A 26284-nucleotide genomic window follows, 5' to 3' on the forward strand; every position below is an offset into this window, starting at 1 on the left:
TTTAAGTTATCGTGCTGAACACACGGTGATTTGAGTGGAGCGGTAGTTCAGTTGGTTAGAATACCGGCCTGTCACGCCGGGGGTCGCGGGTTCGAGTCCCGTCCGCTCCGCCACTTATACTAAGCCCGAGTCGAAAGACTCGGGCTTTTTTACATCTGTCGGATATGGTTCGCCTTGCAGGCGAATGAGTCCCGCTTGTACGCAAGCCCGGCCCTCCGCCACTTATTAAGAAGCCTCGCTGGAAACAGCGGGGCTTTTTATCGTTTACAGGTTTTAGATTGGACTCTCACGAGCCTTCGGCTTGAGTCCCGGTCGTGCGCGACCCCGGCCCTCCGCCACTTATACTAAGCCCGAGTCGAAAGACTCGGGCTTTTTTACGTTTTGGCCTTCGGCAAAACGAAAGGCTCTGGGAAGAGCGGGCCCTAGGTTCGGGGAAAAGAATAAGAGCATAAGAGCTAAAGCCTTTCTTTTCCTGAAGGGCTGTAATGTAATCCCAGTCCTTTGCCACTTATACTAAGTCCGAGTCGAAAGACTCGGGCTTTTTACGTTTTGGCCTTCGGTAAAACGTAAGGTCCTTGGAAGAGCGGGCTCTGGATTTGGGGAAAAGCAGAAGATCAGAAGCCTCTTGTTACCTGCATAACCTCAGCTAAATCTCCACAAGCCTCATGTCTTGTAAAGTATGCGAACCCATCGATATATACCCAATTGGAATCGACCCTGAGTGCAAAACATGCAATCAATAATTTACTTTTAATATGAGGTGATAAATTATTGTATTTAATGGTTTTTATGATAATTTCCATGGCTTTATTATGCGTGTGGTTGCGCGCTTTTTGATTTTAACTCATGGATAAATATGGACATAAAAACTAAACGCTGGCTGGCAGTGCCGATGTTGAGTGCTGCGCTGATGGCATGTGGTGAAGGCAGTAATAAGGCTAATAAAGATGCAGAGGTTGCAGATGATAAGTTGGTAGTGAATACCCAGTTTGCAGCGACCTATCTTCAGACAATTGAAAAAGCACAGCCGACCCCCGTTGCATTCAAAGCGAGTCAGCAGACCCAAAAAGTGATGCAGGCGAGCCAGTCAAAAAGCTATGACGGTAAACTGCAGGTAACAAATATCCTCAGTGGTGAGCAGCAAGAATTTGATTGGCCGATGACCCAGAAGGTGGACAGCGAAGGCAACGTCGAGACGATTTCACACCGCGCCTTAACCTTGAAGCCGGGTAGCTATGACTTCCTATTGATGGCAACGGCTAAGGACGCCAAGAAAAGCCAGTATGTAGCAGAAGCTCTAGGTGAGGAAATTGTTGATGGTGAAACACCTGAAATTAATTTTGTCTTGAAGCCTAACCTAGGGGATATCATCAGTGACTTTGACGAAATCCAGTATGCTTCTACGCTAATATTCTCCTGGCCGGCAGAGGAATTAGTTTCTTTATCCAATCCTCAATTTGGCTTGTCGCTTAATGGCTCCGATGAAACGGTCTATACCATCAATAAGGAAACGGGTATCGCAGAGGCCTTGATCTTTGTTGAGCCGGGAGAGCACACCCTAGCAATGCGTCTATATGATGGCGACTTGATGGTGGGTAAAAACCAAGACGAGAAGAACACCATTAACTTTTCTGAAGGCGAAGATGCCAAGATGGATGTGATCCCGCTGCAGGCTGATGTCGAACTCGACTTAGGCGAGCTAAAGGACCAAGGCACTTTTACCTTCATCGTACCAAAGGAAGTCGTAACGGAGGTTGGTTCAGCCGACCAATTGGCGTTGATCGTACGTTTGGGTGGTAATGGCGCACCGTTGCAAGAAAAACAACTGGATGTCTACGATGATAACGGTACATATAAAGCCAGTGCACTATTTGAGACCGGCGGTCAGGATGCTGTTAGCGCTTACTTGGCTTTCCATGAAATGAGCGAAGCGGCAAGTCAGTTTGATGGTGCCCCGTTTGCCAAATGTGACACGTCAATCAACGTTGTCCTGAATCAAACACTAGGCTGTAAGCTTGAACTCAAGCGCGAAAGTATTATCTCTGGGCGTGTACTGGGTACATTAATGCTGAGTGTGTTGGATCAGTATTCTCAGCCAGCGATTGGTGCAAAAGTTTATGTTGATAATGATCTTGTTGGTCTGACGGGCGATCAGTATTCAACGGGGTCTATCAAGCTACACTTGGTAGCGGGTGAACATGAGATCAAAGCGGTACAAGAACAGTGGACAGCAGATAAAAATGTGGAGGTTCAGCCTCTTTCTGTAATGAATGAACTGTTACGCCTAGAAAGAAATAAAGAGCTTGGTGATGGCCACTTTAAACTAGTTCAAGAGATTAAATTACCGGAATGGAATGATCATGCAGCCCTTGCTGATGCGAACGGAGACGGATTCGCCGATTATTGGTCAGTATCAACTGATAGCAAATCAATCAATATTTTATTCAATGATGGCAAAGGGCAATTTAACGGGGTATTTAAGGCCATCCCACTTAACTACCAGGCTAAGGAAATTATTATCGGCGATATTAACGGTAATGGTTGGGAGGACTTCGTTGCTCTGAGTGGCATGCAAGAAGATGAAGGGCTGAACTACCATCAAGTGTATTTTAATGATGGCAAGGGTGGTTTTACCGCGGGACAAAAATTTGCAGTGGTGAAGTCAGACTCAACTACATCAGGATTAGGCCAGTTAGTAGATGTTAATAATAATGGGAAGCTTGACCTTGTCGTTAAGCAGAGTCGCTATGGCCTAAACATATTGCTAAATAATGGAGATGGAGAGTTTTCGTCGACAGAGCAGTTGCTAAAGACCTCACATGGTGATCAGTTCGTCGTCGTAGATATCAATAACAATGGTTATAAGGATATTATCGCAGAGGATATTTTCATTAATGACGGTGGGGCTGTTTTCGAACACCTGTCTAGTTCGCCAGGTGGAAGCAATGGTCAAATAAAAGTTGCTGGAGACTTTAATGGTGATGGTTATGTTGACTTATTCGTTGGGAAATCTTCTGGAGATATTAAAAACGCACTGTATTTCAACGACGGACAAGGAAACTTTGTATTAAGCCAGCAAGATTTTGGCCGTAATACTCGCGCAGCTGTTACGGCGGATATGAATAGCAATGGTGCCTTAGATATTGTTATCGCGACTTCTGTTGTTGGAACTAATCAATTACATCAATATATTAATGATGGTACTGGGCAGTTTGAGTTGTCTGTGATTGATGAGAGCCGTAGTTCAGATATCTTGCTCGCAGATGATCTTGACGGGGATTATGACGTCGATTTAGTTTCGTCGTGGACAAATGATGCACATATTTACTTAAATCAGCCAGCGACTCACTGATATAAAATGGCAGCCTTGGCTGCCATTTTTTTGATACGAAAATCCTAATATCCCCGGTCAACTAGACCAAAGCTCGAATTCCCTTCACCGTCCATACAGTCATCCGGGTAGCCGGGGTTGATCACCGTACCGACCGTTTGTTTCCCCGCGCAGTAGTCAAACCGTCCTTTGAGGTAGCCGGCACGGTATTTTTCGTAGTCGATTTCAGCATAGCCACCCCGTTTGCCGATATCTACTTCAGTCAGTTCCCGGTAGCCTTGCTCCCCATGGTAGGCCCCCAACTCTTCCCATTGCTTGTTTTTCGCCAAATCGGCTTCATACTGGCTCGAGCAGGCCCCCAGCAATATAGCCGATACCGCTATCAAGCATACTTTCAGTAACCTAGCCATGGTGACCCCTCAATTTAAAGAACTGAGTTAATTATGGTTTATCCGTTGAGAGTTGCCACTGCCCGGCGGCCGCTTTCGCTCATTGTGCCGAGCATGGCGAGTAATAATCCTAGGCCTGCCCCAATGACCATAATACCGCCCAGGTGCCAGGCTTCGCTGATCCCAAGCTTTAGCAACCCATTGCTGAGCAGGGAGGCAAATACCATCTGGCAGGCGCCTGATAAGGCTGAAACGGTCCCTGCCTTGTTGCCGTAAGGAACAAGCAGCAGCGATTGGGCGCACGGGAAGGCAATACCGTTGGCCATTGCCATCAGGAAGTGGCCGCTGACCATCCAAATAGGTGAAAGTGGGGCAGCTATCAGCACTGAGCCGGCAACAAAGTGCAGCAGTGGAGAGAGCATTAGCATTTTTTGTGTGCCCAATCGCGGGCGCAGCCGCTGGCAAACCAGACCACCGCAAAGTAAGCCGAATGCTGGCCCCATCGCCCAAAGGGCGTAGCGCTCAGAGCTCATGCCAATTTGGACCTGCATGATAAATGGCATCATTGAGATAGACAGGACAACCAATGCGAAGTTAACCCAGCCTATGCCGGCAAAAGACAGGAAGTGGCGCTCTTGAATCAACGACAGGTAGGACTTTGCCAGTTGGCTGACTGACGGTGGGCGCTGGGTTGTTGACAGGGTTTCACTGAAGCTAAGCAGTAGTAATAACCAGACCACCGCGATGTAGCCGAGTAAGATAACAAAGACAGTCAGCCAGCCAAAGTGATGGTTGACGATACCGCCGATAACCGGTGCCATAATTGGGGTAAAGGCCGCGACAATAGCGAGCCAAGTCATCGCTTTGACCAGATCTTGCCGTTGGTAACTGTCACGGATTGTTGCGCGGGCAAGTACGGCCACGCTGCCTGCTCCCATTCCTTGGATGATCCGTCCGATCAGTAACCAATGGAAAGATCCTGCTTGTAAAACCCCGACAGCCAGCCCTGAGGCAGCAATCAATAAACCAGCTAGTAGTATAGGGCGTCGACCGAAAACGTCTGATAACGGGCCGTAGACAAGCTGTGAGACACCGAAGCTGAATAAATATCCGGAGACTAGTAGCTGGACCTGCTCGGTTGAGAGAGCAAGGGAATGGGCGACAGCGGGTAGCGCAGGAAAGACCAAGCCAAGGCTTAATTGACCAATGCTAACAATCAAGCATGCAAGTAATAGTGGTTTCCAATTAAATCCGGCCATCTTCCCCTCCAATTGTGTGACATATAAATTATGCCCTCTCAGGTGGGGAAGGTTAAGCAGCGCGGGCTCAATGGATTATTTCCCAAAGGGAACGAGTATTTATTTACTTGTTGATTGTGTAGGTGAACGGGTTAGCAAAAGAAAATTTGCTACCGCTGGTCTGTACCTTGCCCTGCTTCATGGCGACCAGAACTTCTTTTTGGACTTTGACTAAGGAGAAGAAGCGGATGACCATAAAGACGATAAACACCGGCATAATGATTTGGGTAACTGGCATAATATGCAGCACCATCTCATTTATCAGCCACACCGCTAACATCAACAGCATGACATACAATGAATGGGGTTTAAGGACAATTTTTACTTGGCTATCAGTCTCTTTCCGTTCAAAGAAAAATGACATCTCTCTCTCCTTGTTGTTGTTTGCCGTTACCCTCTCATAAATGCCGGTAGTTTGGCAATCTGGTAAGGAGACTTTGTGACTGATCGAGTCTGCCGTTTTGTTACAGCTAAATAACGGTGGAGATAAAACTGGCAAGCTAGGTAAGAGTGGAGACAGGCTCGTGGGCAAATTTACACGACAGGGGAAGCATCTATTGTGCTGGTATGAAATGAAAAAAACGCCTCAAAAGAGGCGTTTTTTATCGGCGATTAGTTGTTGCTGTGCAACTCGCTGTTCAGCTCAACGGCTGATTTGTTTGCCAGGCACTCAATTTGACCTGTCATTGAGTTGCGGCGGAACAGAAGATCAGATACGCCAGCAAGATCGCGGGCTTTCACGACTTCGACTTCCTGGCCGTTTTTGTCCAGCATACGTACCTTAGAGCCAGCAGTTACATATAGGCCAGACTCGATTGTACAGCGATCACCCATAGGGAAGCCAAGGCCGGCGTTTGCACCTAGTAGGCTATTTTCGCCGATAGAGACAACGACTTTACCGCCACCTGATAGGGTACCCATGATAGAAGCACCGCCACCGATGTCAGAGCCGTTACCTACTACAACACCTGCAGAAATACGGCCTTCAACCATGCTTACGCCAGTTGTACCGGCATTGAAGTTGATAAAGCCTTCGTGCATAACCGTTGTGCCTTCGCCCACGTGCGCACCCAGGCGAACACGAGATGTGTCAGCAATACGCACACCTGTTGGTACCACGTAGTCCACCATTTTAGGGAACTTGTCGACACAATCGACAGTGATAGCTTCACCGTTCAGGCGGGCTTCCATTTGGCGCTCTGCCAACTCTGGAAGATCGATTGGGCCTTGGTTGGTCCAAGCGATATTGTGTAGAAGACCGAAAATACCATCCAGTACTACGCCGTGTGGCTTAACTAGGCGGTGGGAGATCAGTTGTAGCTTCAGGAAGCCTTCAGCAACAGACGCTGGCGCTTCGTCAGCAGCAAGGATCACAACAACAAGTGGCTGTTCTGATGCGGCAGCTTTAGTTGCGAAGTTAGCACTGGCTTCTTCACCTGCTGCGCTGAAAGCAGCTGCAAGATCGGCGCACTGGGCAGCTGTGACTTCGATAGCCTGATTACCTTCCTTGTAATCAACGATAGCGGCAATCGCATCAACTAGCGCGTCAGCTGGGTTCAGGATTGGGGTTGGGAAAAACGCTTCGATGATTTTGTTATCGCGGTTTTTGGTTGCAGTACCAAGGGCTAGTGAAAAGCTGGCCATTACTGTTGGTTCTCCATGTCAAAGTAATTTATGCCGTGTATCGGCAAAGTGTGATGAACCCATCATAAAGACACTTGCGTCGATATTGAAGGGGGGAGGGGGCAATCGGTGAAAAATGATGAAATTATGACAATTGGACAACGCTCCCGCTGTCGATAAATTCAACCTTGGTATATATGGCTATGGGCAATAAAAAACCTCCCTGAAAAAGGAGGTTTATCATGAAGAAAACGAGTTGGCTTAGTTATTAAGCCGCAGCGTCATCCTTTTGCTCAGCAACAAGCTCAGGCTTTACTGCTTTTTTCTTTGGAGCCGCTTTTTTCTTTGCTCCAAGTGCAACTAGCACTTCTTCACGTTTCTGCGCCAAGAACAGCGAAAGCTCTTCTTGCTTGGCTTCATCCTCGAAAAGCTCACTTTCGCTTAGCAAAGTAAACATCTCGTCCGCCATATCTAGCATCTTGTCGTATGCGTCGGCTTCGGACTTAGAGGTGAAAGTCATCTTTTCTTCTCCGTTGCGCTCAACTACATATTTGACGATAACAGCCATAGTCACCCTCTCCCGAAATTGATTTACTGGCTGTTTATACAGTAGCATTAAGGGCTATGTCCAGTGATAAGCGTGTTAATGTGATGGCAAGAGAAAAATTTTCGCAAATATATGCCCGAGCCGCGGAGCGCAAGGGCGGAGAGGCTGTGCTAGAAAGCATGTTGGCGACCCCATTGTCAGCTGAACAGCTTGAGCAGATCGGTGATGACCGTTGGTTAGCCGCCTTTACCCAGAAAGTGTTCCAATCCGGGATCAGCTGGCAAGTAGTTCGAAACAAGTGGCCAAACTTCGAAGAGGTTTTTTTCGGTTTTGATATCGAGAAGATGCTGTTGATGCCAACCGAAATGTGGGAGCGAAAAGCGACCGAACCGGCCATAATCCGCCACTTGGCCAAAGTGATGACCATTCCCGAAAATGCCCATATGATCCACGCCGCAGCGGTGGAGCATGGTTCTTTCTCTTCTATGGTAGCGAACTGGCCGCAGGACGATATTACCGGCCTTTGGCGTTACCTTAAAAAGCATGGCAAGCGCCTAGGCGGCAATACGGGCCCCTATACATTGCGAATTATGGGCAAAGACACGTTTATCCTAAGTGGGGATGTTGAAGCCTATTTGCGCCAAACGGGCATCATTGATGGGGGGCGGGATACCCAGAAGTCGCTGACGGCGGCGCAGAGCGCTTTTAGTGAGTGGCAGCAAGAATCTGGCCGACCGCTATGTCAGATCAGCCAGATCATTGCATTTAGCTGTGGTGATAACCGCGTTTAGTCCCCCGCTGTTTCAAGGCTGGCTTGGCATAACGGGGAGTTCCACTGCTGGCAGAACTCAATAAACAGTTTCAGCAGTGGGCTTTGGTACTTCTCTTTGTGGTAGAGCAACCAGTACTGGCGATGCATATCAAGCGGTAGCGACAGAATCGTCAAGCGGTTATCTTTCACTGCATGCTCAACAGCGCGGCGGGAGAGCAAGGTGAGGCCGAGGCCTGCTGCCGTGCAGTTGATAATGGCTTCGGTGTTGTTGAGTTCAAAGGCTTGGTGCCAGTTTTCTAGCCTTGGTGCCAGTCGACCGAGGAAATATTCTCGGGTACCAGATCCCGGCTCGCGCAGGATCCATTCGCTGTGTTCAAGATCGCTCAAGCTCAACTGGTCAATTTGGGCCAATGGGTGATCGGGGTGGCAGGCAACGACCATTTCATCCCCAAGCCAAGGGATCACTTCCAAATTGTCTGCCTGTACCTTGCCTTCGACCAAACCGATATCCAGCTCGAACTCACCAAGCATATGGCAGATCTGGGCAGTATTGGCAATAAATAGGCTCTGATCACAGTGGCTTGAATCTTGGCGGAAATCCCGTAGCAGGAATGGGGTAACCTGGTTGCCAACGGTATCACTCGAACCAATTTTGAGCTTACCGGTTACTGGGCCTTCTTGACTAAATAGCTGCTCAATATCCTGGCTTCGTGCAAGCAATTCATCAGCTAATGGCAGTAAGCGTTTGCCTTGCTCGTTGATCAACAGGCGGTTATTGTTGCGGTCAAACAACTTATGGCCAAGCTGCTTTTCCAGCTCGGAAAGCGCCATACTGACGGCGGGCTTGGAGAGAAACAGTTTGTCGGCGGCGGCGGTGATTGTCAGCTCTTGAGCGACGGTGACAAATACTTTCAATTGACGTAGGGCGATATTCATCGGATTAGCTCTTGTTCTGGTTTTCTTAACTACGCATTAAATATATTCAATTATCCTAAACTATAAACAGTCGTTACACTACCCGGGTGTTCAATAGTAGTGACGTAACAGTCCTTGGGGGAGTAACGAAATGATTACAGTAACAAAGCAAAAAGTGCTGGGCGCTCCAACTCCAATGGCTGGTCTAGCACTAGGCATCGGAAGCCTTGGCTGGTGCTGGGAAAACGCCGCCGATCTTGGTGGACGAGGACAACTCATTGGGGCGGGGATCGCTAGCGTTTTGTTAGTGGTACTGCTGTTTAAGTTCCTCATTCACCCTCGGGCTTTGTGGCAAGATATCAGCCATCCGGTAGTGGGCAGTGTGGTACCCACTTTTGCCATGGGGACCATGGTGGTGTCCAAGGCGCTGGGTATTTACTACCCAATCGCAGGGCAGGCGCTATGGCTAGCGGCCGTAGTACTGCACCTTATTTTCTTGGCGCTGTTCACTTATCACCGTGTAAAGGATTTTGAACTGCACCACATGGTGCCAAGTTGGTTCGTACCACCAATTGGCATTATTGTTGCCGACGTTGCTTTTCCTGGCGGTGAATTGCGCCCATTGGCAGAGGGCCTGCAATTGTTCGGTATGGGGATCTACGCCGTCATGCTACCTCTGATGGTATACCGTTTGATTTTCAGCCATGAGATCCCAGACGCCGCAAAACCAACGATTGCGATTATGGCAGCACCTGCCAGTCTGTCTCTGGCTGGGTACCTAACGGTGACCCAAGCACCATCCCCAGTTGTGATTGCCTTGCTTGGTGGAATTGCAGTACTGATGACCTTTGTGATTTATTTGGCGCTGGTTCGTTTGCTTCGCTTGTCATTTAGCCCGGGTTACGCTGCATTTACCTTCCCATTGGTGATTGGTGCCACAGCAATGTTTAAGACAGCAGCGTGGATGACAGCTCAGGGATACGATATAGAGTATGTAAACCAAGTATCATCATTAGCCCATTTGGAGTTGTATGTTGCTACTGCAGTCGTAAGCTATGTGGCGCTTCGCTACGCGGCATTCTACCGCCCAGTCTCACAGTTGTTGCACTGCCTGACACCAAGCCGTGCGTAAGATCGCAACCTTCAGTTAGGTGTTACAAAGCCATCTGATTAAATGCCCAGCAACGCTGGGCTTTTTACTGATTTGAATTTGCAGCTAATCCATTGATGGTAGACAATCAAAGGTAATTTCCTCTACCGGTGAGTCACCTACGTGTTTACTGTCTATCACTCCAACCATCTGGATCTTCTAAAATCCCTGCTTGTTGAACTCGTCCGTCTTGAACCCCTCGATAACCCGTTCGAACAAGAGCAGATCTTGGTGCAAAGTCCTGGTATGTCACAGTGGTTAAAACTGGAACTGGCCAAGTCTCAGGGGATCGCGGCCAATATCGAGTTCCCGCTGCCAGCAACTTTCATCTGGAATATGTTTACCAAGGTGCTGAGTGATGTGCCGGCGCGTAGTGCTTTCAACAAAGAGGCCATGACCTGGAAATTGCTTCAGGTGTTGCCAGAGCAGTTATCGCTACCAGAGTTTGCACCGCTGGCCAATTATTTGAGTGATGATCCCAACCAGGTCAAAAGCTATCAGTTGGCAGAGAAAATTGCCGATATCTTTGACCAGTATTTGGTGTATCGCCCGGAGTGGATCCAGGCTTGGGAGTCCAATACCATTGATCCTGAGTTGGTGGAAGAACACCCTTGGCAACCTTTGCTTTGGCAGGCGCTTTATGATCATACCCTCGCGCTTGGACAGTCGCCGTATCACCGAGCCAACCTGTATGACAACTTCATCGAAACGCTCGAGGGGTACTTGCAAAGTGGTTCGCCACTGCCGGAGGGGCTACCTAAACGGTTGTTCGTATTTGGTATTTCGGCCTTGCCGCCTCGCTACCTAGATGCACTAGCTGCATTGGGTAAGCATATCGATGTGCATTTGATGTTTACCAACCCCTGCCGCCATTACTGGGGCGACGTCCGGGATCGTAAATTCCTCGCCCGGTTGGCAGCCAAGCAGCGCCAACAACTGCAGTGGTGTGCCGATCATAGCGAGCATGGCGCAGTGATCTCTCCGCTTAAAGGGGATATCGAAGCCAATGTGGTTGATGAAACCCATGAAGGGGCGGTGGGCAATACCTTGCTGGCATCGCTGGGCAAGTTGGGCCGAGATAACCTGTACCTGCTGTCGGAAATGGAAGCTTATGAAGTCGAGGCATTTGTCGATATCGAGCCTGACTCACTGCTCCATGCGGTTCAGGCCGACATCCTTAACCTCGATGATCGGATCAATGATGAAATCACCGAATCAAGCCACCACAAACTGGCTATTGCCCCTGACGACTCCTCGCTGAGTATCCATGCCTGCCACTCGCCAATGCGCGAGGTAGAGGTGCTGCATGATAACCTGTTAGCGATGCTGGCAGACAATCCTGAGTTATCGCCTCGAGATATCGTGATCATGGTCGCTGACATCAACAGCTACAGCCCATACATCCAAGCGGTGTTTGGCAATGCGCCGGGTGATCGCTATATCCCATTCTCTATCTCGGATCGCAGTGCTGATCAGGAAAACCCATCATTACTCGCGTTCCTTCGCTTATTGGCATTGCCGGAAAGCCGTTGTCAGGCATCGGAGTTATTGGAATTGCTTGAAGTGCCGGCCGTCATGGCCCGGTTTGGCTTTGACAGCGACAAATTCGAGCGGGTGAAGCTGTGGATCGAGGAAGTCGGGATCCGCTGGGGGTTGGATGACGACACCGCTGAAGAGTTCGCCCTGCCGCGACAGCAGCAGAACACTTGGTTGTTTGGTTTGCAGCGTATGCTGCTGGGCTATGCCATGCCACAAGAAGCGGGCTTGTACCAGGGCGTGTTGGCTTATGAAGAAGTGCAAGGGCTGGATGCCGAATTGGCCGGTCAGCTTGGCCTGTTTATCGAGACCTTGATGCGCTATCGCCAGCAGTTGGCCCAGCCACAACCGATCACCGGTTGGATTGCGGTACTTAACCAGATGCTTGATGACTGCTTTGCGGTAGATATCGATGGTGAGCTGGTATTGAGGATGATCCGTGACAAGCTCCAGCAGCTTGAGCAGCAACTGGACGATGCCGGGTATGATTCGGATATTACGCCTGCTGTGATGCGTGATTACCTCAACGGCAAACTATCTGGTGAGCGGGTTAGCCAACGCTTTTTGGCCGGGCAGGTCAACTTCTGTACCCTGATGCCAATGCGTTCGATCCCGTTCAAGGTGGTGTGTCTGTTGGGGATGAATGACGGTGTATACCCACGTTCTATCCCGCCGGAAGGATTTGATTTGATGGCGGGCCGTAACCGCCATGGTGACCGCTCCCGTCGGGATGATGACCGTTACCTGTTCCTTGAGGCAATTCAGTCAGCCCAGCAGGCGTTGTATATCAGCTATGTAGGCCGCTCCATCCAAGATAACAGTGAAAAAGTGCCGTCGGTACTGGTCAGTGAGCTACTTGAGTATTGCCAGCAAGGTTATTGCCTTGCCGGTGATGAAGCCTTGCCGGTCGATGAATCGGCAAACCGGCTGGTGGCGAGCCTCACCCAAACACACCCGCTGGTGCCGTTTAGCCCGCAGGCGTTTAGCGGCGGCAGACACAGCTATGCTGCAGAATGGTTACCGGTAGCCAACCAGGCCTTTATCGAGCCGGAAATGTTCCAGTCAGCCCCGCTAGAGCCGGATCTTAGTGATGACCGGGCCGAGGGGATCCTAGAGCTGGCAGAGCTATCGCGCTTCTGGCGCTTGCCTGTGCAGTATTTCTTCAACCGCCGGTTGAAAGTCTTTTTCGATGGTCAGCAGGGCGGGCCGGAAGATGATGAGCCGTTTGCGCTCGATGGCTTAGGTCGCTACCAGTTACGTGAAGCCCTGTTAACAACATTCCTTGATTGCCAGAGACAACAATCGCAAGGCCAGCAAGGTCTGAGTCGCGATCAGGCGTTTGAACAGTTTGCCCGCTACCAGCAGGCTGCCGGCGGACTGCCGGTTGCCCAGTTTGGTGAGCTGGAGTTGATTGAAGAGCGGGGGCAGATAGAACAACTGGCTGATAGCGTGGTTCAGTATATGTCCCAGCCACTGCCAGATGTCGAGGTCGATTGCGTGGTAACGGTTGCCGGACGTGGGATCCGTCTGCAAGGTTGGCTTAAGCATATGACCCAGCAGGGGCTTGTCCGTTATCGTCCCGGTAAAATCCGAGCTCAGGATATTCTGGCTTGTTGGCTTGACCATCTCTGCTTGGCTGTCATGAAACCTAGCCAACCGACTTACCTGATTGGCATCGATGGAGCCTGGCAGCTCGAGCCGGTTTCTGCCCAATATGCCTTGGAGCAATTGGGTGTGTTAATTGAAGGCTATGACAGTGGTTTGACTCAACCCCTACCGTATTTCCCGCGTACTGCCCATGCGGGTATTCAAGCCTGTATCGATAAGAAAGGTCAGTGGTGTGACGATGATGCCACCTTGTCAAAGGCAGAGGGTAAAAGGGCGGAAGCCTTTAACGGTGGCTATATGTTCGACGGTGAGGGCAACAACAGTTACATCTACCGGGTATGGCCGCAATGGGGCGACGAACTGGCTCAGCAGTTACAGCTGTGGGAAAACCAGATATTGAAGCCTGCAATGAAGCAGTTGCGAGAGGTTGAACAGGGCTAATCGTACTGAGGATAAAGCAGGGGAGGTGTAGCGTGGCCGCCAGCAAATCATTATTGATTGTAGGGTGTTCGCTGTACGGCCACCGGTCCAGAGGTTGACCAAATTTCGTGGCTCAGATACTAGCGGACCAGATAGGCGGAAACCGTGAAACGTCTCTCATATTGATAGATGGGTTAGCGCTGAAATTCGATATATTTATTTGAATTCGTGCTAGATCACAAAAAATAATTTTGGGCGGGCTGGGTTTTGTAATGAAACTGTGGCCCTGTTCACTGACAGGAATCGGCGTATTCTATGACTCAACATTCACTTCTCATTACTCCGGAACCGCTGGAGCCGATGTGTTTTCCCCTTCACGGCAACCGCTTGATTGAAGCATCGGCCGGTACCGGGAAAACATTTACTATCGCTAGTTTGTATCTACGCTTGCTGCTTGGCCATGGCGATAACAGCACCCGTTTCCCCCGTGAACTGACCGTCGATCAGATTTTGGTGGTGACTTTTACTGAAGCTGCGACGGCAGAATTACGTGACCGTATCCGGCGCCGGATCCATGATGCCCGTTTGGCCTTCAGCCGTGGCAGCAGTAATGATCCCGTCATTAAGCCTTTGCTGGAAGATATCAAAGATCACAAATCAGCGGCAGCAATTTTGCTGCAGGCTGAGCGTCAGATGGATGAAGCGGCGATCTTTACCATCCACGGTTTTTGCCAGCGGATGTTGACCCAGAATGCCTTTGAGTCAGGCAGTTTGTTCAATAATGAATTTGTTACCGAAGAGAGCCATCTCCGAGCACAGGTGGTCGCTGACTTCTGGCGCCGAAACTTTTATCCGCTGCCGCGTAGCCTGGCGGCTGAAGTACGCAAGCTATGGGCTGCACCCGGTGCATTGCTTTCGGAGATCAACCGGTTTTTGTCTGGCGCCGAAATAACGGTACGAGCGCCTGAGTTAGCAGGCAGCCTCGAGCAGGTTCATGAGGAGAACCTCCAGCGAATTAACCACGTTAAGCGGTTGTGGTGTGACAGTGCCGGTGATCTGCACGACATCATTGCCAGCTCAGGTGTGAACAAGCGCAGCTACACCAAAACCAGCTTACCGAAGGCGCTGGCAGAAGTGGGAGAGTGGGCCGAGCGGGATAACACGGGCTACCAGCTGCCAAAATCTTTGGAGAAGTTTGACCAGCAGGTGCTGTTTGACAAGACCAGTAAGGGCCAGCCACCGGAGCATCCAGTATTTGTGGCGATTAGCGAACTATTGGCTAACAAGCCCAATGTACGTGATCCCTTGTTGGCTCATGCGATCAAGGAGTGCCGCCAGTTGTTGCTCGAAGCCAAACAACGAAAAGGTTGGCTATCGTTCGATGACTTGTTGACCCAGTTGTCTGCGGCCCTCAGCCAAGATGAAAGCGGCTTGTTGGCGAGCCGTATCCGTCACCTCTTCCCGGTGGCGATGATCGATGAATTCCAAGATACCGATCCGCTGCAGTACAGCATCTTCAGTACGATTTATGGCGAACAGCATTTAGAACAAGTGCTGCCGGAAGGTGAAAGCAGCCCTTGTGGCTTGTTTATGATTGGCGATCCCAAACAGGCTATCTATGCCTTCCGTGGTGCCGACATCTTTACCTATATCCAAGCGCGTCGCCAGGTGACCGCCCACTATACGCTGGGTACTAACTGGCGCTCGACCGCTGAAATGGTCGGTGCGGTGAATCGGATCTTCCAGCATCCGGATCGTCCGTTTATCTACGATGAGGATATTACCTTCCTGCCCGTTGATCACAGCCCCAAAGCCCAAGGCAGGGGTTGGCAGCTTGATGGCGTGAAACAACCGGCAATGTGTTTTTGGCACCAAGAAGCTGAGGAGCCTATTAAAAAAGGTGATTACCAGCAGGTGATGGCCGAGGCGACCACGGCAGAAATTCAAAAAATCCTGACCCTTTCCCAGCAGGGCAAGGCATCACTGGTGGATGGTGAGCAGAGTCGCCCGATCCATGCCAGTGATATTTCGGTGTTGGTGAGAACCGGCAGTGAAGCCGCATTGGTGCGCCGTACCTTGGCTGATCAGGGCATTGCCAGTGTCTATTTATCTAATCGTGACAGTGTGTTTGCCTGTACCGAGGCGATGGATATATTACGCTTCTTGCAAGCGGTACTGACCCCAGAAGATGATCGCAATATGCGAGCGGCATTAGCTTCTAGCCTGTTTGGCCTGACGGCACAGGCGCTTGACGCGATGAACACCAGCGAAAGTGTCTGGGAGCAGTATGTGTCGGAGTTCCGCGCATACCGCAAGCTATGGCAAACCCGCGGGGTATTGCCGATGTTGCGATATATGCTGGCCCAGCGTCAGATCCCAGAGACCTTGCTGAGCCAGAATGGCGGTGAGCGCCGGGTGACTGATATTTTGCACATTGGTGAGTTATTGCAGCAGGCGAGCCAGACCCTGGACAGTGACCATGGCTTGCTACGCTGGCTGGCTGAACATATCGAAGAGCCGAATGGCAATGCCGATGAGCAGCAGTTGCGTTTAGAATCCGACAGGAATTTGGTGCAGATTGTTACCATCCACAAGTCTAAGGGTCTTGAATATGACATTGTGTTCCTGCCTTTTGTTTGTAGCTACCGTGAAGCGAGTACCGCGTTGTTCCACGACGAGCAAAGCCAGCAATCGGTGTTGGATATTGCGGCCAACGAAGAGAGCATGGAACTGGCTGAAAAAGAGCGGCTGGCTGAAGACTTGCGCTTGCTGTATGTGGCCCTGACCCGTGCGGTTTACGGCTGTTATATCGGCATGTCGCCAATTCGCAACGGGTTGAGCCGTAAGGAGCCGACAGGCTTGCACCGCTCAGCGATCGGTTGGTTGGTGCAAAACGCCCAGGAAGGGGGCTTGATAGATTTAACCAATGCCATGAATTCATTAGCTTCTCAATCCGAGGCTGTGGCCGTATTGCCACCTCCGCCCCTGCCGGATACCCCTTGGCTGCCGGTCGAAGAAGAAAAGCCGCAGCTGTCTGCGTCAGTGTTTGATAAAGATATTGACCGGAGCTGGTGGATCACCAGTTATTCGGGGCTTATCAAGCAAGGCCATAGCCACCATGATGCATCTTTCGAGCTGCCGGGGTTCGATACTGATTCGTCGGGCGATGAATCTCTGGGGGATGAGGAAATTGAGCCGGCTAGGTCGATCTATACCTTCCCGAAGGGGGCAAGGCCGGGTACTTTCCTGCACACCTTGTTTGAAGAAATTGAGTTTACCGCCCCGGTCGACAGCCCAGAGACGACAGAGAAGATCTTGGAACTGCTCCGTCTTGAGAACTACGACGAGGAGTGGCTTCCTGTATTGCAGGCCATGATCAGCGATGTGCTAGCGTGCCCACTTGATGGTGAGGCAATGCGTTTGGGTGAGCTTGCCCCATCCCAGCGTCTTACCGAGATGGAGTTCATGTTGCCGATCAACCTACTCTCGGCCCCATTGCTCAACAAGGTGATTGCCCGCCACGATAATTTGTCGGCCAAGGCCGGCGAGTTGGGCTTCGCTACCGTTAGCGGCATGCTGAAGGGATTTATCGACTTGGTGTTCGAGTACGGTGGCCGTTACTACGTACTGGACTGGAAATCGAATTGGCTCGGTGACGATCCGAGTGTTTACCGGGATGGCATGCTGGATCAGGCGATGGTTGAACACCGCTACGATCTGCAGTACCAACTCTATGCACTGGCGTTGCACCGCTTCCTCAAGGCCCGTAAGGCCAACTACAACTATGATGACCACTTCGGTGGCGTCTATTACGTGTTCTTGCGAGGGGTGAAAACCGGTAGCGATAGCGGTATTTTCCGCGCCAAGCCATCGCTGGCCTTGCTGACTGAAATGGAGCGCTTAATTGACGGAGAATCCCCAGATGCTTAATCACCTTGAAACCCTTGTCCGTCAAGGCTACCTACGTCCGCTGGATCATCAGTTTGCCAAATTTGTCGCCCAAGGTGATAAACAAGCGGCAGATCCGCTGGTGGCAATTATTGCGGCGCTAGCGAGCTATGAGCTAGGTCAGGGTCATGTTTGCCTGCTGCTATCGCAGGTTGATACCGCCAGGTTGTTTGGTTTGCCGGCCAAACTCAGTTTACCGTTGGCTGATGGGCTGCCAGAGTCACATTTATGGCAGGCACATTTGGCCCAATCGGAGGCTGTTTCTGATGGTAGCCAGCCTACACCGCTGGTGATGGATGGCGACAGGGTTTACCTCAACCGCTATTGGCAGTTTGAGCAAATGGTCGCGAACCAATTGCGGCTGCGGGCACAAAGTGGCGAACAAGGTTTGCAGCCTGAATTGATGGCGGCCAAGCTCAACGAATTGTTTGCCCGTGACTACCGTTATCTGTTTGCTGCTTTGCAGACGTTGGCGCAGTCTGGGGGCACCCCAGCGGACAGGCAGCGTGAAGTCTGTGACAAGTTGGATGTTGTTACACCCCAAGTGTTGGACTGGGCGGCAATTGATACCGTACTTCTGTCGTCTGGTAGTGTGGATGAGTTAGCGGCACTTGATGCCTTAGTTCCTGCGAGTAGTTGCCTCAATTGGCAGAAGGTCGCAGCCGCTGTCGCGCTAACCCGCCAGTTTGCGGTGATTTCAGGCGGCCCGGGTACCGGTAAAACGACAACAGTCGCAAAGCTGCTGGCAGCGCTTGTTACTCAGGCTATTCAACGAAATGAGTGTGATGAGCAAGGCGTGCTTCAGCTACCTGATATCAAGCTTGTGGCTCCAACGGGTAAGGCTGCAGCCAGATTGACTGAGTCGATAGGCTCGGCGGTGGATTCGCTTGCGGTAGACGATACGGTCAAACACAATATTCCGACCCAATCGAGCACCATTCACCGTTTGCTTGGTGCTATCCCTAACCGGGTTGCCTTCCGCCATAACCGAGACAATCCACTACACCTGGATGTGCTGGTGGTCGATGAAGCCTCGATGGTCGATTTGCCCATGATGGCACGTTTGCTTGATGCACTTCCTGCCCATGCAAAACTGATTCTGCTTGGCGATAGGGACCAGTTAGCATCCGTTGAAGCGGGCGCAGTGTTGGGTGATATCTGTGGCTTTGCCGAGCAAGGTTACACTTCAGCGCAAAGCCAGTTGCTAAGCAAGTTGACGGGTTTCCAGTTCCAGCAGGCACAAGCAACCCCAGCAGCGGTTGCCGACAGTCTGTGTATGCTGCAAAAGAGTTACCGCTTCCATGCCCAATCGGGGATTGGTCAACTGGCCAAGGCTATCAACAGTGGCAAGCCGTATCAGGTTGAGCAGGTTTGGCAGCAAGGCTTTAGGGATATTCAGCACTATCCGCTAGGCAGCGAGACTTATCAGACCATGATCACCAATGTGGTGAACTTCTACAGCGATTACCTTGAAGCGATTGAAAAGGGTGGGGCGCCAGGCGAAGTGCTTAAAGCCTTTGCCCAGGTTCGATTGCTCTGCGCCGTACGGGAAGGTGACTTTGGTGTCGCTGGCTTGAACCAGCGTATTGAACGGGCATTGGCGCGCAAGGGGAAAATCGCCCCCGGTGAGGATACTTGGTATGTCGGCAGGCCGATTATGATCAGCCAGAATGATCATGGTTTGGGGCTCTACAACGGTGATATTGGGATTGCCATGTACGACAGTGAAGCAGATCCGGTGACGGGTAAACGGCCGCTTCGGGTCTACTTTGAAATGCCTGACGGCACCATTCGGGGTGTGTTGCCAAGCCGGTTGCCTGAACACGACACGGTTTACGCTATGACGATCCACAAATCACAGGGCTCGGAGTTTGCCGATACCCTGATGGTACTGCCGCCAGATTTTAGCCCGATCTTGACGCGAGAGTTGGTGTATACCGGGGTAACGAGGGCTAAGTCCAAGCTCTATATGTTTGCTACCAAGGATGTGCTCAATCGATCCGTAGCAATGAGGACGGAACGGGCGAGTGGTTTGGCGAACTTGCTGCTCTGATTGGGTAGAATGGCTATTTATGTTTAAAAACACCAGCATTTTGCTGGTGTTTTTGTTGATGCGTATGAACCATACCATGATTGAGCGAGAGGGTGAGTAGGGATAGATTCATAGCTTCATCCATATATAAGCCGATGTTTACCCCTGCCGGTAAGTTTGCATCGCAATTAATAGTTAAATATCTATATTAATTATTTATCAATTCTTTTTTTAATTTATTTGATATTTTATTACCCGCTGTGTTTATACTGTGAAGGTATATTTGTGGTGTGGGTTAAATGTGTCATAAATAACTCTTTTTTATCTCTTTTTAACTCTATCCATTCTTGTGAAATGTTTTGTTACATGTTTTATGTGTAATAGAATGAATAAACTAATAGCTTTTATTTGACCTTAATTTGAGCGCTGTGATTTTTTTATAAGCGAGTTTTGGTGTTGGTCATTATTTATAATTAATGGTTGGTGATTATTTAAACGCCGCGTCTTGATTTTGAGCGCCAATAAATTGCCGGTGCTATTTATAAATCTTATTTTGTTTTTTGACATAAAAGCGTGATGGTTTTATAAGTAATTTTTTGTGATTAACACTCTTTGTAAAATCTAAGAACGACTTTAATTATGCTAATGACAAATTGGGTGGCGAAAGCCAAGTCGGTTGTTATCTCAATTGCAGCGATAGTTATCTCTATTGGTGGTTGGAACGATACAGAAACTGTCCTGTTGAATACATATCAAAAAATAAAAACAAATTTCACCCATGAGAACGAATATCAGTTGATTGAAAAATTAACTGTCGGTCACTCATTTGACTATGTAAGACAAACAACAGGATTTCCACAGGCGGTGAAAGCATCAACCATTGATCGTGGAGTGAAATTTAATTACTTCTATTTTGATAAATTCTTATTAAGCATTGCAGTGAAGGAAAATCGTGTTGCTGCTTATGCCATTCAGGCACTTCAAAATGACTTTATGGCCCCGATCCCTTACACCGAATATACGCTATATGAATCATCCTTAGCTGAAATAATTAAACAGCCGGATAAAAACTATATAGAGAGTGGCAGCGTTAACTTTTATCTCGATGCGATTGAACTTGGTCGGGATGCTTTGTTCCATCAATTGATGGTGGGTATGTATAGTTATACAACGAGTAATGCACTGCAAACCAATACAATATCAAAGCTAGATGATGCTTATTTATTCGATAACACACAGGAAATTAATTCGAATTTGGGTTTAATTAGATCGAGTGAGGTAAATACCTTTTCTATCTCTGAATTACCTGACGATATCGTGTTAGAGATGATGTTAACAAAATTTGAATTTATGTCTTATTTCTCTTGAGTATGGATACCGGTATGAAGAAGCTCTCCCTTATGATCGCGCTGGCCCTATTGCCAACAGCAGCTGTTTCTGATTCTTTTAAGGACCTCGATAATGCTGTCACCGAGTTAAATAAGCCTGCCTATATCGAACGTGCAGAATTTCTAGAGTGGCACTCTAATCACTTAGCTGAATTTGCTAATTGGCGTAAGGAGTACATAAAAAAGTGGGATGGAGAAAGAAAGGACTCCATTCAAACTTGGGGAGATACTGTAATTGATAGTGAGCACTTAGCCGTTGAGGTGAGTGCAGATAACACTAGCCGGACCATTATCGACTTTGAGAAAGAAACCGTTACTTTTGAAGTGCTTGTGGATGAGGGGTTGGAGCCGAAGGACATCACAACTTTGGTCAGCCAACACGTTGAACAAGCTGAGCAGCTCGAGTCGTTGTTGGGAAGCAATTTGCTATCGGCTGTGACTTATGAGGAATTAAGTGAACGTGATCTGGATTATTCCAATGAGAAAGAAAAGACCGCATTAAGGGAGATCTTGGCACAAACGAACCAACAGCTCCAAGAGATGGAGAAAGAGGTTGAGCTGTTGGCTGAGACATCTGGGGCCGAAGTGGATCCTAAGTTGGTCGATCAGCAGAAACAAGAGTTAGTCGATGATGCTCTAACACGAATGCAAGTACTTAATAACATCTATGAAAAGCAGCGTGAGCGAGTGGCAGAAGACAGCCGTTCCGCGAAAATAATGACATATCAGGTGCGAATGCCAAGCGAAAGCTTGGAGAAGCGAATTGCACCATATTTAGCTGATATATATAAACAAAGTGAAGCATTTGATATAGAGCCTGCTCTGGTGTTGGCCATTATGCATACTGAGTCAAGCTTTAACTCTCGGGCTCGTTCACCCGTGCCTGCATTTGGCTTGATGCAGGTCGTGACGACAAGCGCAGGACATGATGTAAACCGTATTGTTCATAAGGTTGATAAACCGATGAATGAAAATGACCTGTACCAGCCAGATTATAATATCGAAGCAGGAACGGCGTATCTGGATATTCTCAATTCACGTTATTTGAAGCATATCAACGATCCACAAAGCCGGGAGTACTGCGTAATTGCAGCGTATAACACAGGGGCGGGCAATGTCGCCAAAGCATTTGGCGAGCGCAGGTTGGCAAATGCGGTTGAGAAAATAAATACCCTTTCCCCAGAAGACGTCTATCACACTCTGATTAATCATTTACCTTATGATGAAACGGTAAATTATTTAAAAAAAGTTACTGATAGAAAAGCAATGTACCGCGAAGAAAAAGGTGCAGTGTAATGCGTGCATTGCTTATGGGGTTGGCTTTTATTAGCCAGGTAGCACTCGCTGCTCTGGAGCTACCTGTTGATACAGAGAGTGAAATATTTGGCTTGGGTATAGCTGCAACGGAAGCAGAAGCCGAGCGGGCGGCGTTGTCTTCCGTTGCGCTAAAACTCTCAGCAAATATTCAGGTTGAGCAGAAAGAAAATTTAAAATCAGTCGATGGGCAAATTTCATCATCATTTGAAGAGTTGGTGAATATATCTTCTGGAAAATTAGTTTTTCCTGCATACCGTGTTATTGCGCATAGCGAGGGCCTTGATGGTAATAAGCAAGTTGTGATATCGCTAGGGAAACAGCAGCTTTTAGATTTTTATGACCATTACCTGTTGATGGAATATCAGCAACTCAGTACAACCCTCGTTGGTTTAAACAACTTTAAACCGATTGATGCGATCCCGTTTTTATTGGATACCCATCATAAACTGGTCGCAAATGAACGTATTTTGACCGTGATTGCAGGTTTAACACCTGACGGTGTTTCTCCTCTGCTTCAGAAACAACATATTAGTTTATATCAGCAGACTCAGGCTTTATTGCACCGTGGTGGCTGGCAAGTGGTGAGCGATAGCAGAAGCCATGCTTTGGCAGAGATGCTCTCGCAATCCATCAGTGAAAATAAGCTGTTAGTGCAAAGTGAAACAAATTATCAATTCGTACTTTCTACCCGAGAGCAAAGTGCAAAGAAGGCTAATCAATTTCGCACCAAATGGAATATACAAATTGAATTACGCCAGCAAGGCCAGTTGGAATCAATAAAGTCGTGGAAAATTGCCTTAATCAGTGAGCCTGAAATAACTCATGAAGCAACAGTTGATTCTCTTGCTGTCCAACTGGCTGAAAAGTTGGGTTCAAATATATTATTTACACTGTTAGGAAACGTAGAAAATGAAAATTAAAACACTATCAATTGCCCTAGGTAGTCTTCTGCTGTCTGCTTGTACATCCACTGTTGGAGTCTGGGATGACCGTGATGAAATTTTGAATGAACTAGCCAACCGCTGTGCTGAGCATTCAGAAACTTATACATCGGCAACGCCAACCATTGATACTGGCTCCCGCGCTGTTTTAACGATTGTCCAACGTCAATGTGCGGTGAAATCCCAGTACCGAAATATCCGTGCAAACCACAAGGATGTTGAACAATTTTTTGCGATGCATAATGACTTAAGCAATGAAGAAGTTGCTGAGCGCTTGGCTAGCAACCCTGAAATGCAGGCCAAGTTTAATCAATACACCGCTGCCCAGGATAAGATCTTTTCTGAAAACCTAGAGTTGGCAATCCAGTTGGGAGTTCAAGCTGCAGAGGTAGGTTTGTTATATGCTGAAAACGCACAGCAAATTGCAATTCTTGAAGCGGCCGCGATTTTAAATAACGCGATTGAAGACTCCGAAGAAAATAATACGGCCATTGCGGCGAAAGAAATGAAGGAACGTGTTGATTTAATTGCGGAAAGCAACAACCTGATTTTGGCTGAAAAGCGGTTTATCGATGATATGAAGGCTGCAGATGCTGCTATCAAGGAACGTATGGATGGTTAATCGCAATCAATTCCTTGTTACAGCGGTTTCACTTGTAGTACTGGCCGGTTGTCAGAGCACTGGCTCACCTCAATCTCGTATGCAAACCAATGCCTTTAAAGGGGCTTCTGGTTATGAGTATGGCAAGTCGGCAGAGCAGTTTGCTGATAATGACATTGAGCTGCCGGCGTATTACAGCACTGCAGGGCTCGACAAATGTACATTTGAGGTCAACAACGAGCACCCTGATTGCCCACTGAGCAAGAAGGTACTGCGCTTGTACATGAATGATCCCATCACGACAAACAATGATAACCCGAATGACTGGTTGTCGTCGTTACGAGCCTATGACAACCGCAGCTTACTCAACCAATTTGAAAATCAGTTGGTGGGCCTGAATCGCTTCCGCATTGTGACGGGTGATGAACGTACTGCATCCATTTTAGGCGACGCCACGCAAGGTATGTCTGATGCCGAACTTGCGCGTCGTATGAAGGGGGGAGTGCTTCACCCTGACTATGCGATGACGGTTGATACGGTCAAAACCGGTGAGTTGGTAACCGGCGGTTCGACGAATCTTGCTGATTTTAGCCTAGATTTTACGTTGGGATTCCTGGACCCCTACACCAATGAAAAGTTGAGCTACCCGAATGTAGGTAAGATCAAGGTTCGGACCGGTGACGTCAAGCCAATGAGTGAGATGCAGTTCTGGATGCAGTCTGGAAAAATTGAGGGCGGCTTTGATATTTACGATGCTAATGCAGTGTCTGCCGTGCTCAACGACATGTCATCCCGAGGCTTTGGTATTGCATTGAGCCGGATGCTGTCAGAGATGCCAGCAACTGCGCAGGTGCAGGGTATTCGTGGTGAACGAATTTCATTAGATCGTGGCCAGAACGCTGGGATTTTGCCCGAAGAGACAATGGTCATCTTCGAATATAGTTATGGCTTTGCCGAACCCATTGGAGTAGCAACGGTAAACCCGAGCGATATTGAGTCTCAAGGTCGTATCGTTCGCTGGAAAAATTCCCAAGATGCCAAGCGTATTCGTGGTGAAGCTAAAGAAGGGATCTATCGCCCAGCGAGTGACGCCAAACTGTTTGCTGTGAGTGTGGGGACGCCAAAGAGTTTCCTTGAGCACCGCATTTCAGCGAGTGGTAGCTTGTAATGACTAAATTAAGACTGGCGCTGGCAAGCGCCATCTTATTCGCCGGCGCTTTACCTGCAGCGGAGATATCTCACCCTGAACAAGGGGGAGTCTTGGCGTTTTCTTCTTGCTCTCGTGGAAGGGGGGCTGCTGCTATTGATGAAGCCACTCGTTTGGCTGCTAAAGGCGTTACTGCTGCCTACCAAGGTGCGCGTGAGAACTTGTCAGCGACCGAGGCGGAAGAGTTTGCCAACTTACCTGAGCTGCCTGAGTTACTCAAAGCGGTAGAACAGACTCCGGAGCGGGTACAAATTGGCGAGACCTTTCTTCAGGGGAGTGAAACCTGTGTTGCGGTGAGCTTACCGTTGTCCATCGAGGCTTACCAAGATGATGGAGATTGGAGCTGGGACTCTGCGGAAGATGATCTCATTGTGAGGGTTAAGGCTACAGCCAAGGCCTCTAATGGCTTGCCCGCGATTCAGGCTGCAGAGCTTGCTGCCTTACAGCAGGCGGTATGGCAAGGGTTGAGCCTTATTGTTAATGACCCGTCGCCGTTTGTTCATTTAAAGGCTTTACCCAAGCCGTTTGTGAGCGAGTGGATGGTATTGGAGCAGAGTGAACACCAAGGCGTTGCCACTGTTGTCATTAATGCCGAACTGGACATGGCGGAGTTGAGCCGGGTTGCCAGCAATCCCTACCTAGCCGCTGGTTCTCCGCGTTTTATGGTCCATGCCGAGCAGGCCCATTTTGCGGCTCCTATTATGGCCGTGCTGACCCAGCAAGGTTTCTCAGTGACACAAGACTTTGATCATGCAGATATCATTGTTCGGGTATCTACTGAGTTACAAGACTCAGGAGAGTATTCCCGACTGGCTTTGTCATTGAGCTTGTTGGATAAAGCCTCTGCCCGTTTAGGTGAGTGGCACAATGAACCGGCAACACTAAGGCTACCAACCCGTGAGGGGATTGGAGTGCGCTTATTTGGTGCTCATTTAGCATCTGAAGATAACCAGTTAGCAATATTGTCCATGATGGAAGGAGGCTTAGAGCAGCTTAGCCAGATTGGCGGCCGCTACAACAAGGTGAGTTTTCCTCGCGACGCCTTGATAAGCCATAGTCAACTGCAGCATCTATTGGATCAGCATAGCTATATTTATTCTCCGCAATTATCGACGGATGGTCGGCAAACCGTACTGGCATTTCGTACCCGTATGGCGAACAAAAGCTTGATGGCAGATTTTATCCCAAGCCTATTGGCGATCATGGAAAGCCCGCTCGCAGTCAATACCGTCACTAATAATCAAATCATTATTCGTTAGAA

The 26284-nt window shown here is 49.0% G+C and carries 18 protein-coding genes and 1 tRNA gene; 13 read left to right on the plus strand and 6 right to left on the minus strand.

Features of this window, described 5'->3' with window-relative positions; translation table 11 throughout:
• Positions 1-36: 36 nt before the first annotated feature.
• Both C9J01_RS27435 and C9J01_RS27440 read left to right on the plus strand, forming a co-directional pair.
• Positions 37-113 (plus strand) — tRNA-Asp (locus tag C9J01_RS27435).
• 743 nt (positions 114-856) lie between these two features.
• On the plus strand, positions 857-3352 hold the full coding sequence (locus C9J01_RS27440; RefSeq protein WP_107301243.1) for an FG-GAP repeat domain-containing protein: 2496 nt from the start codon (positions 857-859) through the stop codon (positions 3350-3352).
• Positions 3353-3396: 44 nt separating this feature from the next.
• Here the strand turns inward: C9J01_RS27440 and C9J01_RS27445 are convergent, their stop codons facing one another.
• From C9J01_RS27445 to C9J01_RS27465, 5 genes are all read right to left on the minus strand, one after another.
• Positions 3397-3741, minus strand: coding sequence for a DUF2799 domain-containing protein (locus C9J01_RS27445; RefSeq protein WP_107301244.1), 345 nt, complete (start codon positions 3739-3741; stop codon positions 3397-3399).
• 38 nt (positions 3742-3779) lie between these two features.
• Complete coding sequence (locus tag C9J01_RS27450) at positions 3780-4979, minus strand: multidrug effflux MFS transporter (RefSeq protein WP_107301245.1); 1200 nt, start codon at positions 4977-4979, stop codon at positions 3780-3782.
• A gap of 103 nt (positions 4980-5082) precedes the next feature.
• Positions 5083-5382 (minus strand): hypothetical protein, encoded by a 300-nt coding sequence (locus C9J01_RS27455; protein WP_107301246.1) that lies wholly within the window; start codon positions 5380-5382, stop codon positions 5083-5085.
• A 248-nt stretch (positions 5383-5630) separates the two neighbouring features.
• Complete coding sequence (dapD, locus tag C9J01_RS27460; protein ID WP_107301247.1) at positions 5631-6662, minus strand: 2,3,4,5-tetrahydropyridine-2,6-dicarboxylate N-succinyltransferase; 1032 nt, start codon at positions 6660-6662, stop codon at positions 5631-5633.
• Between the two features lie 247 nt (positions 6663-6909).
• Entirely contained in the window at positions 6910-7209 is a 300-nt protein-coding gene (locus tag C9J01_RS27465) for a YebG family protein (RefSeq protein ID WP_039462973.1), read from the minus strand.
• An 83-nt stretch (positions 7210-7292) separates the two neighbouring features.
• Between C9J01_RS27465 and C9J01_RS27470 the strand changes: the two genes are divergently transcribed.
• Positions 7293-7979 (plus strand): DNA-3-methyladenine glycosylase I, encoded by a 687-nt coding sequence (locus C9J01_RS27470; protein ID WP_107301272.1) that lies wholly within the window; start codon positions 7293-7295, stop codon positions 7977-7979.
• Here C9J01_RS27470 and C9J01_RS27475 read toward each other — a convergent pair.
• Positions 7976-8896 carry a LysR substrate-binding domain-containing protein gene (locus C9J01_RS27475; RefSeq protein WP_107301248.1) on the minus strand — a complete coding sequence of 307 codons (921 nt, stop codon included), beginning with the start codon at positions 8894-8896 and terminating at the stop codon, positions 7976-7978. The two genes, C9J01_RS27470 and C9J01_RS27475, sit on opposite strands and share 4 nt — an antisense overlap.
• A 130-nt stretch (positions 8897-9026) precedes the next feature.
• Between C9J01_RS27475 and C9J01_RS27480 the strand changes: the two genes are divergently transcribed.
• The 10 genes from C9J01_RS27480 to C9J01_RS27525 all read left to right on the plus strand — a co-directional run bounded on the left by C9J01_RS27480 (position 9027) and on the right by C9J01_RS27525 (position 26282).
• Positions 9027-10007: a TDT family transporter gene (locus C9J01_RS27480; RefSeq protein ID WP_107301249.1), complete on the plus strand. Its 981-nt coding sequence runs from the start codon at positions 9027-9029 to the stop codon at positions 10005-10007.
• A 141-nt stretch (positions 10008-10148) separates the two neighbouring features.
• The gene (gene recC / locus C9J01_RS27485; protein ID WP_107301250.1) at positions 10149-13610 is read left to right on the plus strand and encodes an exodeoxyribonuclease V subunit gamma; all 3462 of its coding nucleotides are present in this window, start codon (positions 10149-10151) and stop codon (positions 13608-13610) included.
• Between the two features lie 294 nt (positions 13611-13904).
• On the plus strand, positions 13905-17519 hold the full coding sequence (recB, locus tag C9J01_RS27490; RefSeq protein WP_107301251.1) for an exodeoxyribonuclease V subunit beta: 3615 nt from the start codon (positions 13905-13907) through the stop codon (positions 17517-17519).
• The gene (gene recD / locus C9J01_RS27495) at positions 17512-19590 is read left to right on the plus strand and encodes an exodeoxyribonuclease V subunit alpha (protein WP_107301252.1); all 2079 of its coding nucleotides are present in this window, start codon (positions 17512-17514) and stop codon (positions 19588-19590) included. Before recB ends, recD begins: the two co-directional genes overlap by 8 nt.
• A gap of 618 nt (positions 19591-20208) precedes the next feature.
• Entirely contained in the window at positions 20209-20937 is a 729-nt protein-coding gene (locus tag C9J01_RS27500; protein WP_107301253.1) for an ETEC_3214 domain-containing protein, read from the plus strand.
• Positions 20938-20951: 14 nt separating this feature from the next.
• Entirely contained in the window at positions 20952-22253 is a 1302-nt protein-coding gene (locus tag C9J01_RS27505; RefSeq protein ID WP_158264602.1) for a transglycosylase SLT domain-containing protein, read from the plus strand.
• A complete protein-coding gene (locus C9J01_RS27510; RefSeq protein ID WP_107301255.1) occupies positions 22253-23194 on the plus strand; it encodes a hypothetical protein in 942 nt (313 codons plus the stop codon). Before C9J01_RS27505 ends, C9J01_RS27510 begins: the two co-directional genes overlap by 1 nt.
• The gene (locus C9J01_RS27515) at positions 23184-23837 is read left to right on the plus strand and encodes a hypothetical protein (RefSeq protein WP_107301256.1); all 654 of its coding nucleotides are present in this window, start codon (positions 23184-23186) and stop codon (positions 23835-23837) included. The genes C9J01_RS27510 and C9J01_RS27515 overlap by 11 nt, the downstream gene beginning before the upstream one ends.
• A complete protein-coding gene (locus C9J01_RS27520) occupies positions 23830-24984 on the plus strand; it encodes a hypothetical protein (protein ID WP_201797878.1) in 1155 nt (384 codons plus the stop codon). Before C9J01_RS27515 ends, C9J01_RS27520 begins: the two co-directional genes overlap by 8 nt.
• Positions 24984-26282, plus strand: a complete 1299-nt coding sequence (locus C9J01_RS27525) for a hypothetical protein (RefSeq protein ID WP_107301257.1) — start codon at positions 24984-24986, stop codon at positions 26280-26282. The genes C9J01_RS27520 and C9J01_RS27525 overlap by 1 nt, the downstream gene beginning before the upstream one ends.
• Positions 26283-26284: the final 2 nt, after the last annotated feature.

Source organism: Photobacterium rosenbergii, from assembly GCF_003026455.1.
Classification (GTDB): domain Bacteria; phylum Pseudomonadota; class Gammaproteobacteria; order Enterobacterales; family Vibrionaceae; genus Photobacterium; species Photobacterium rosenbergii.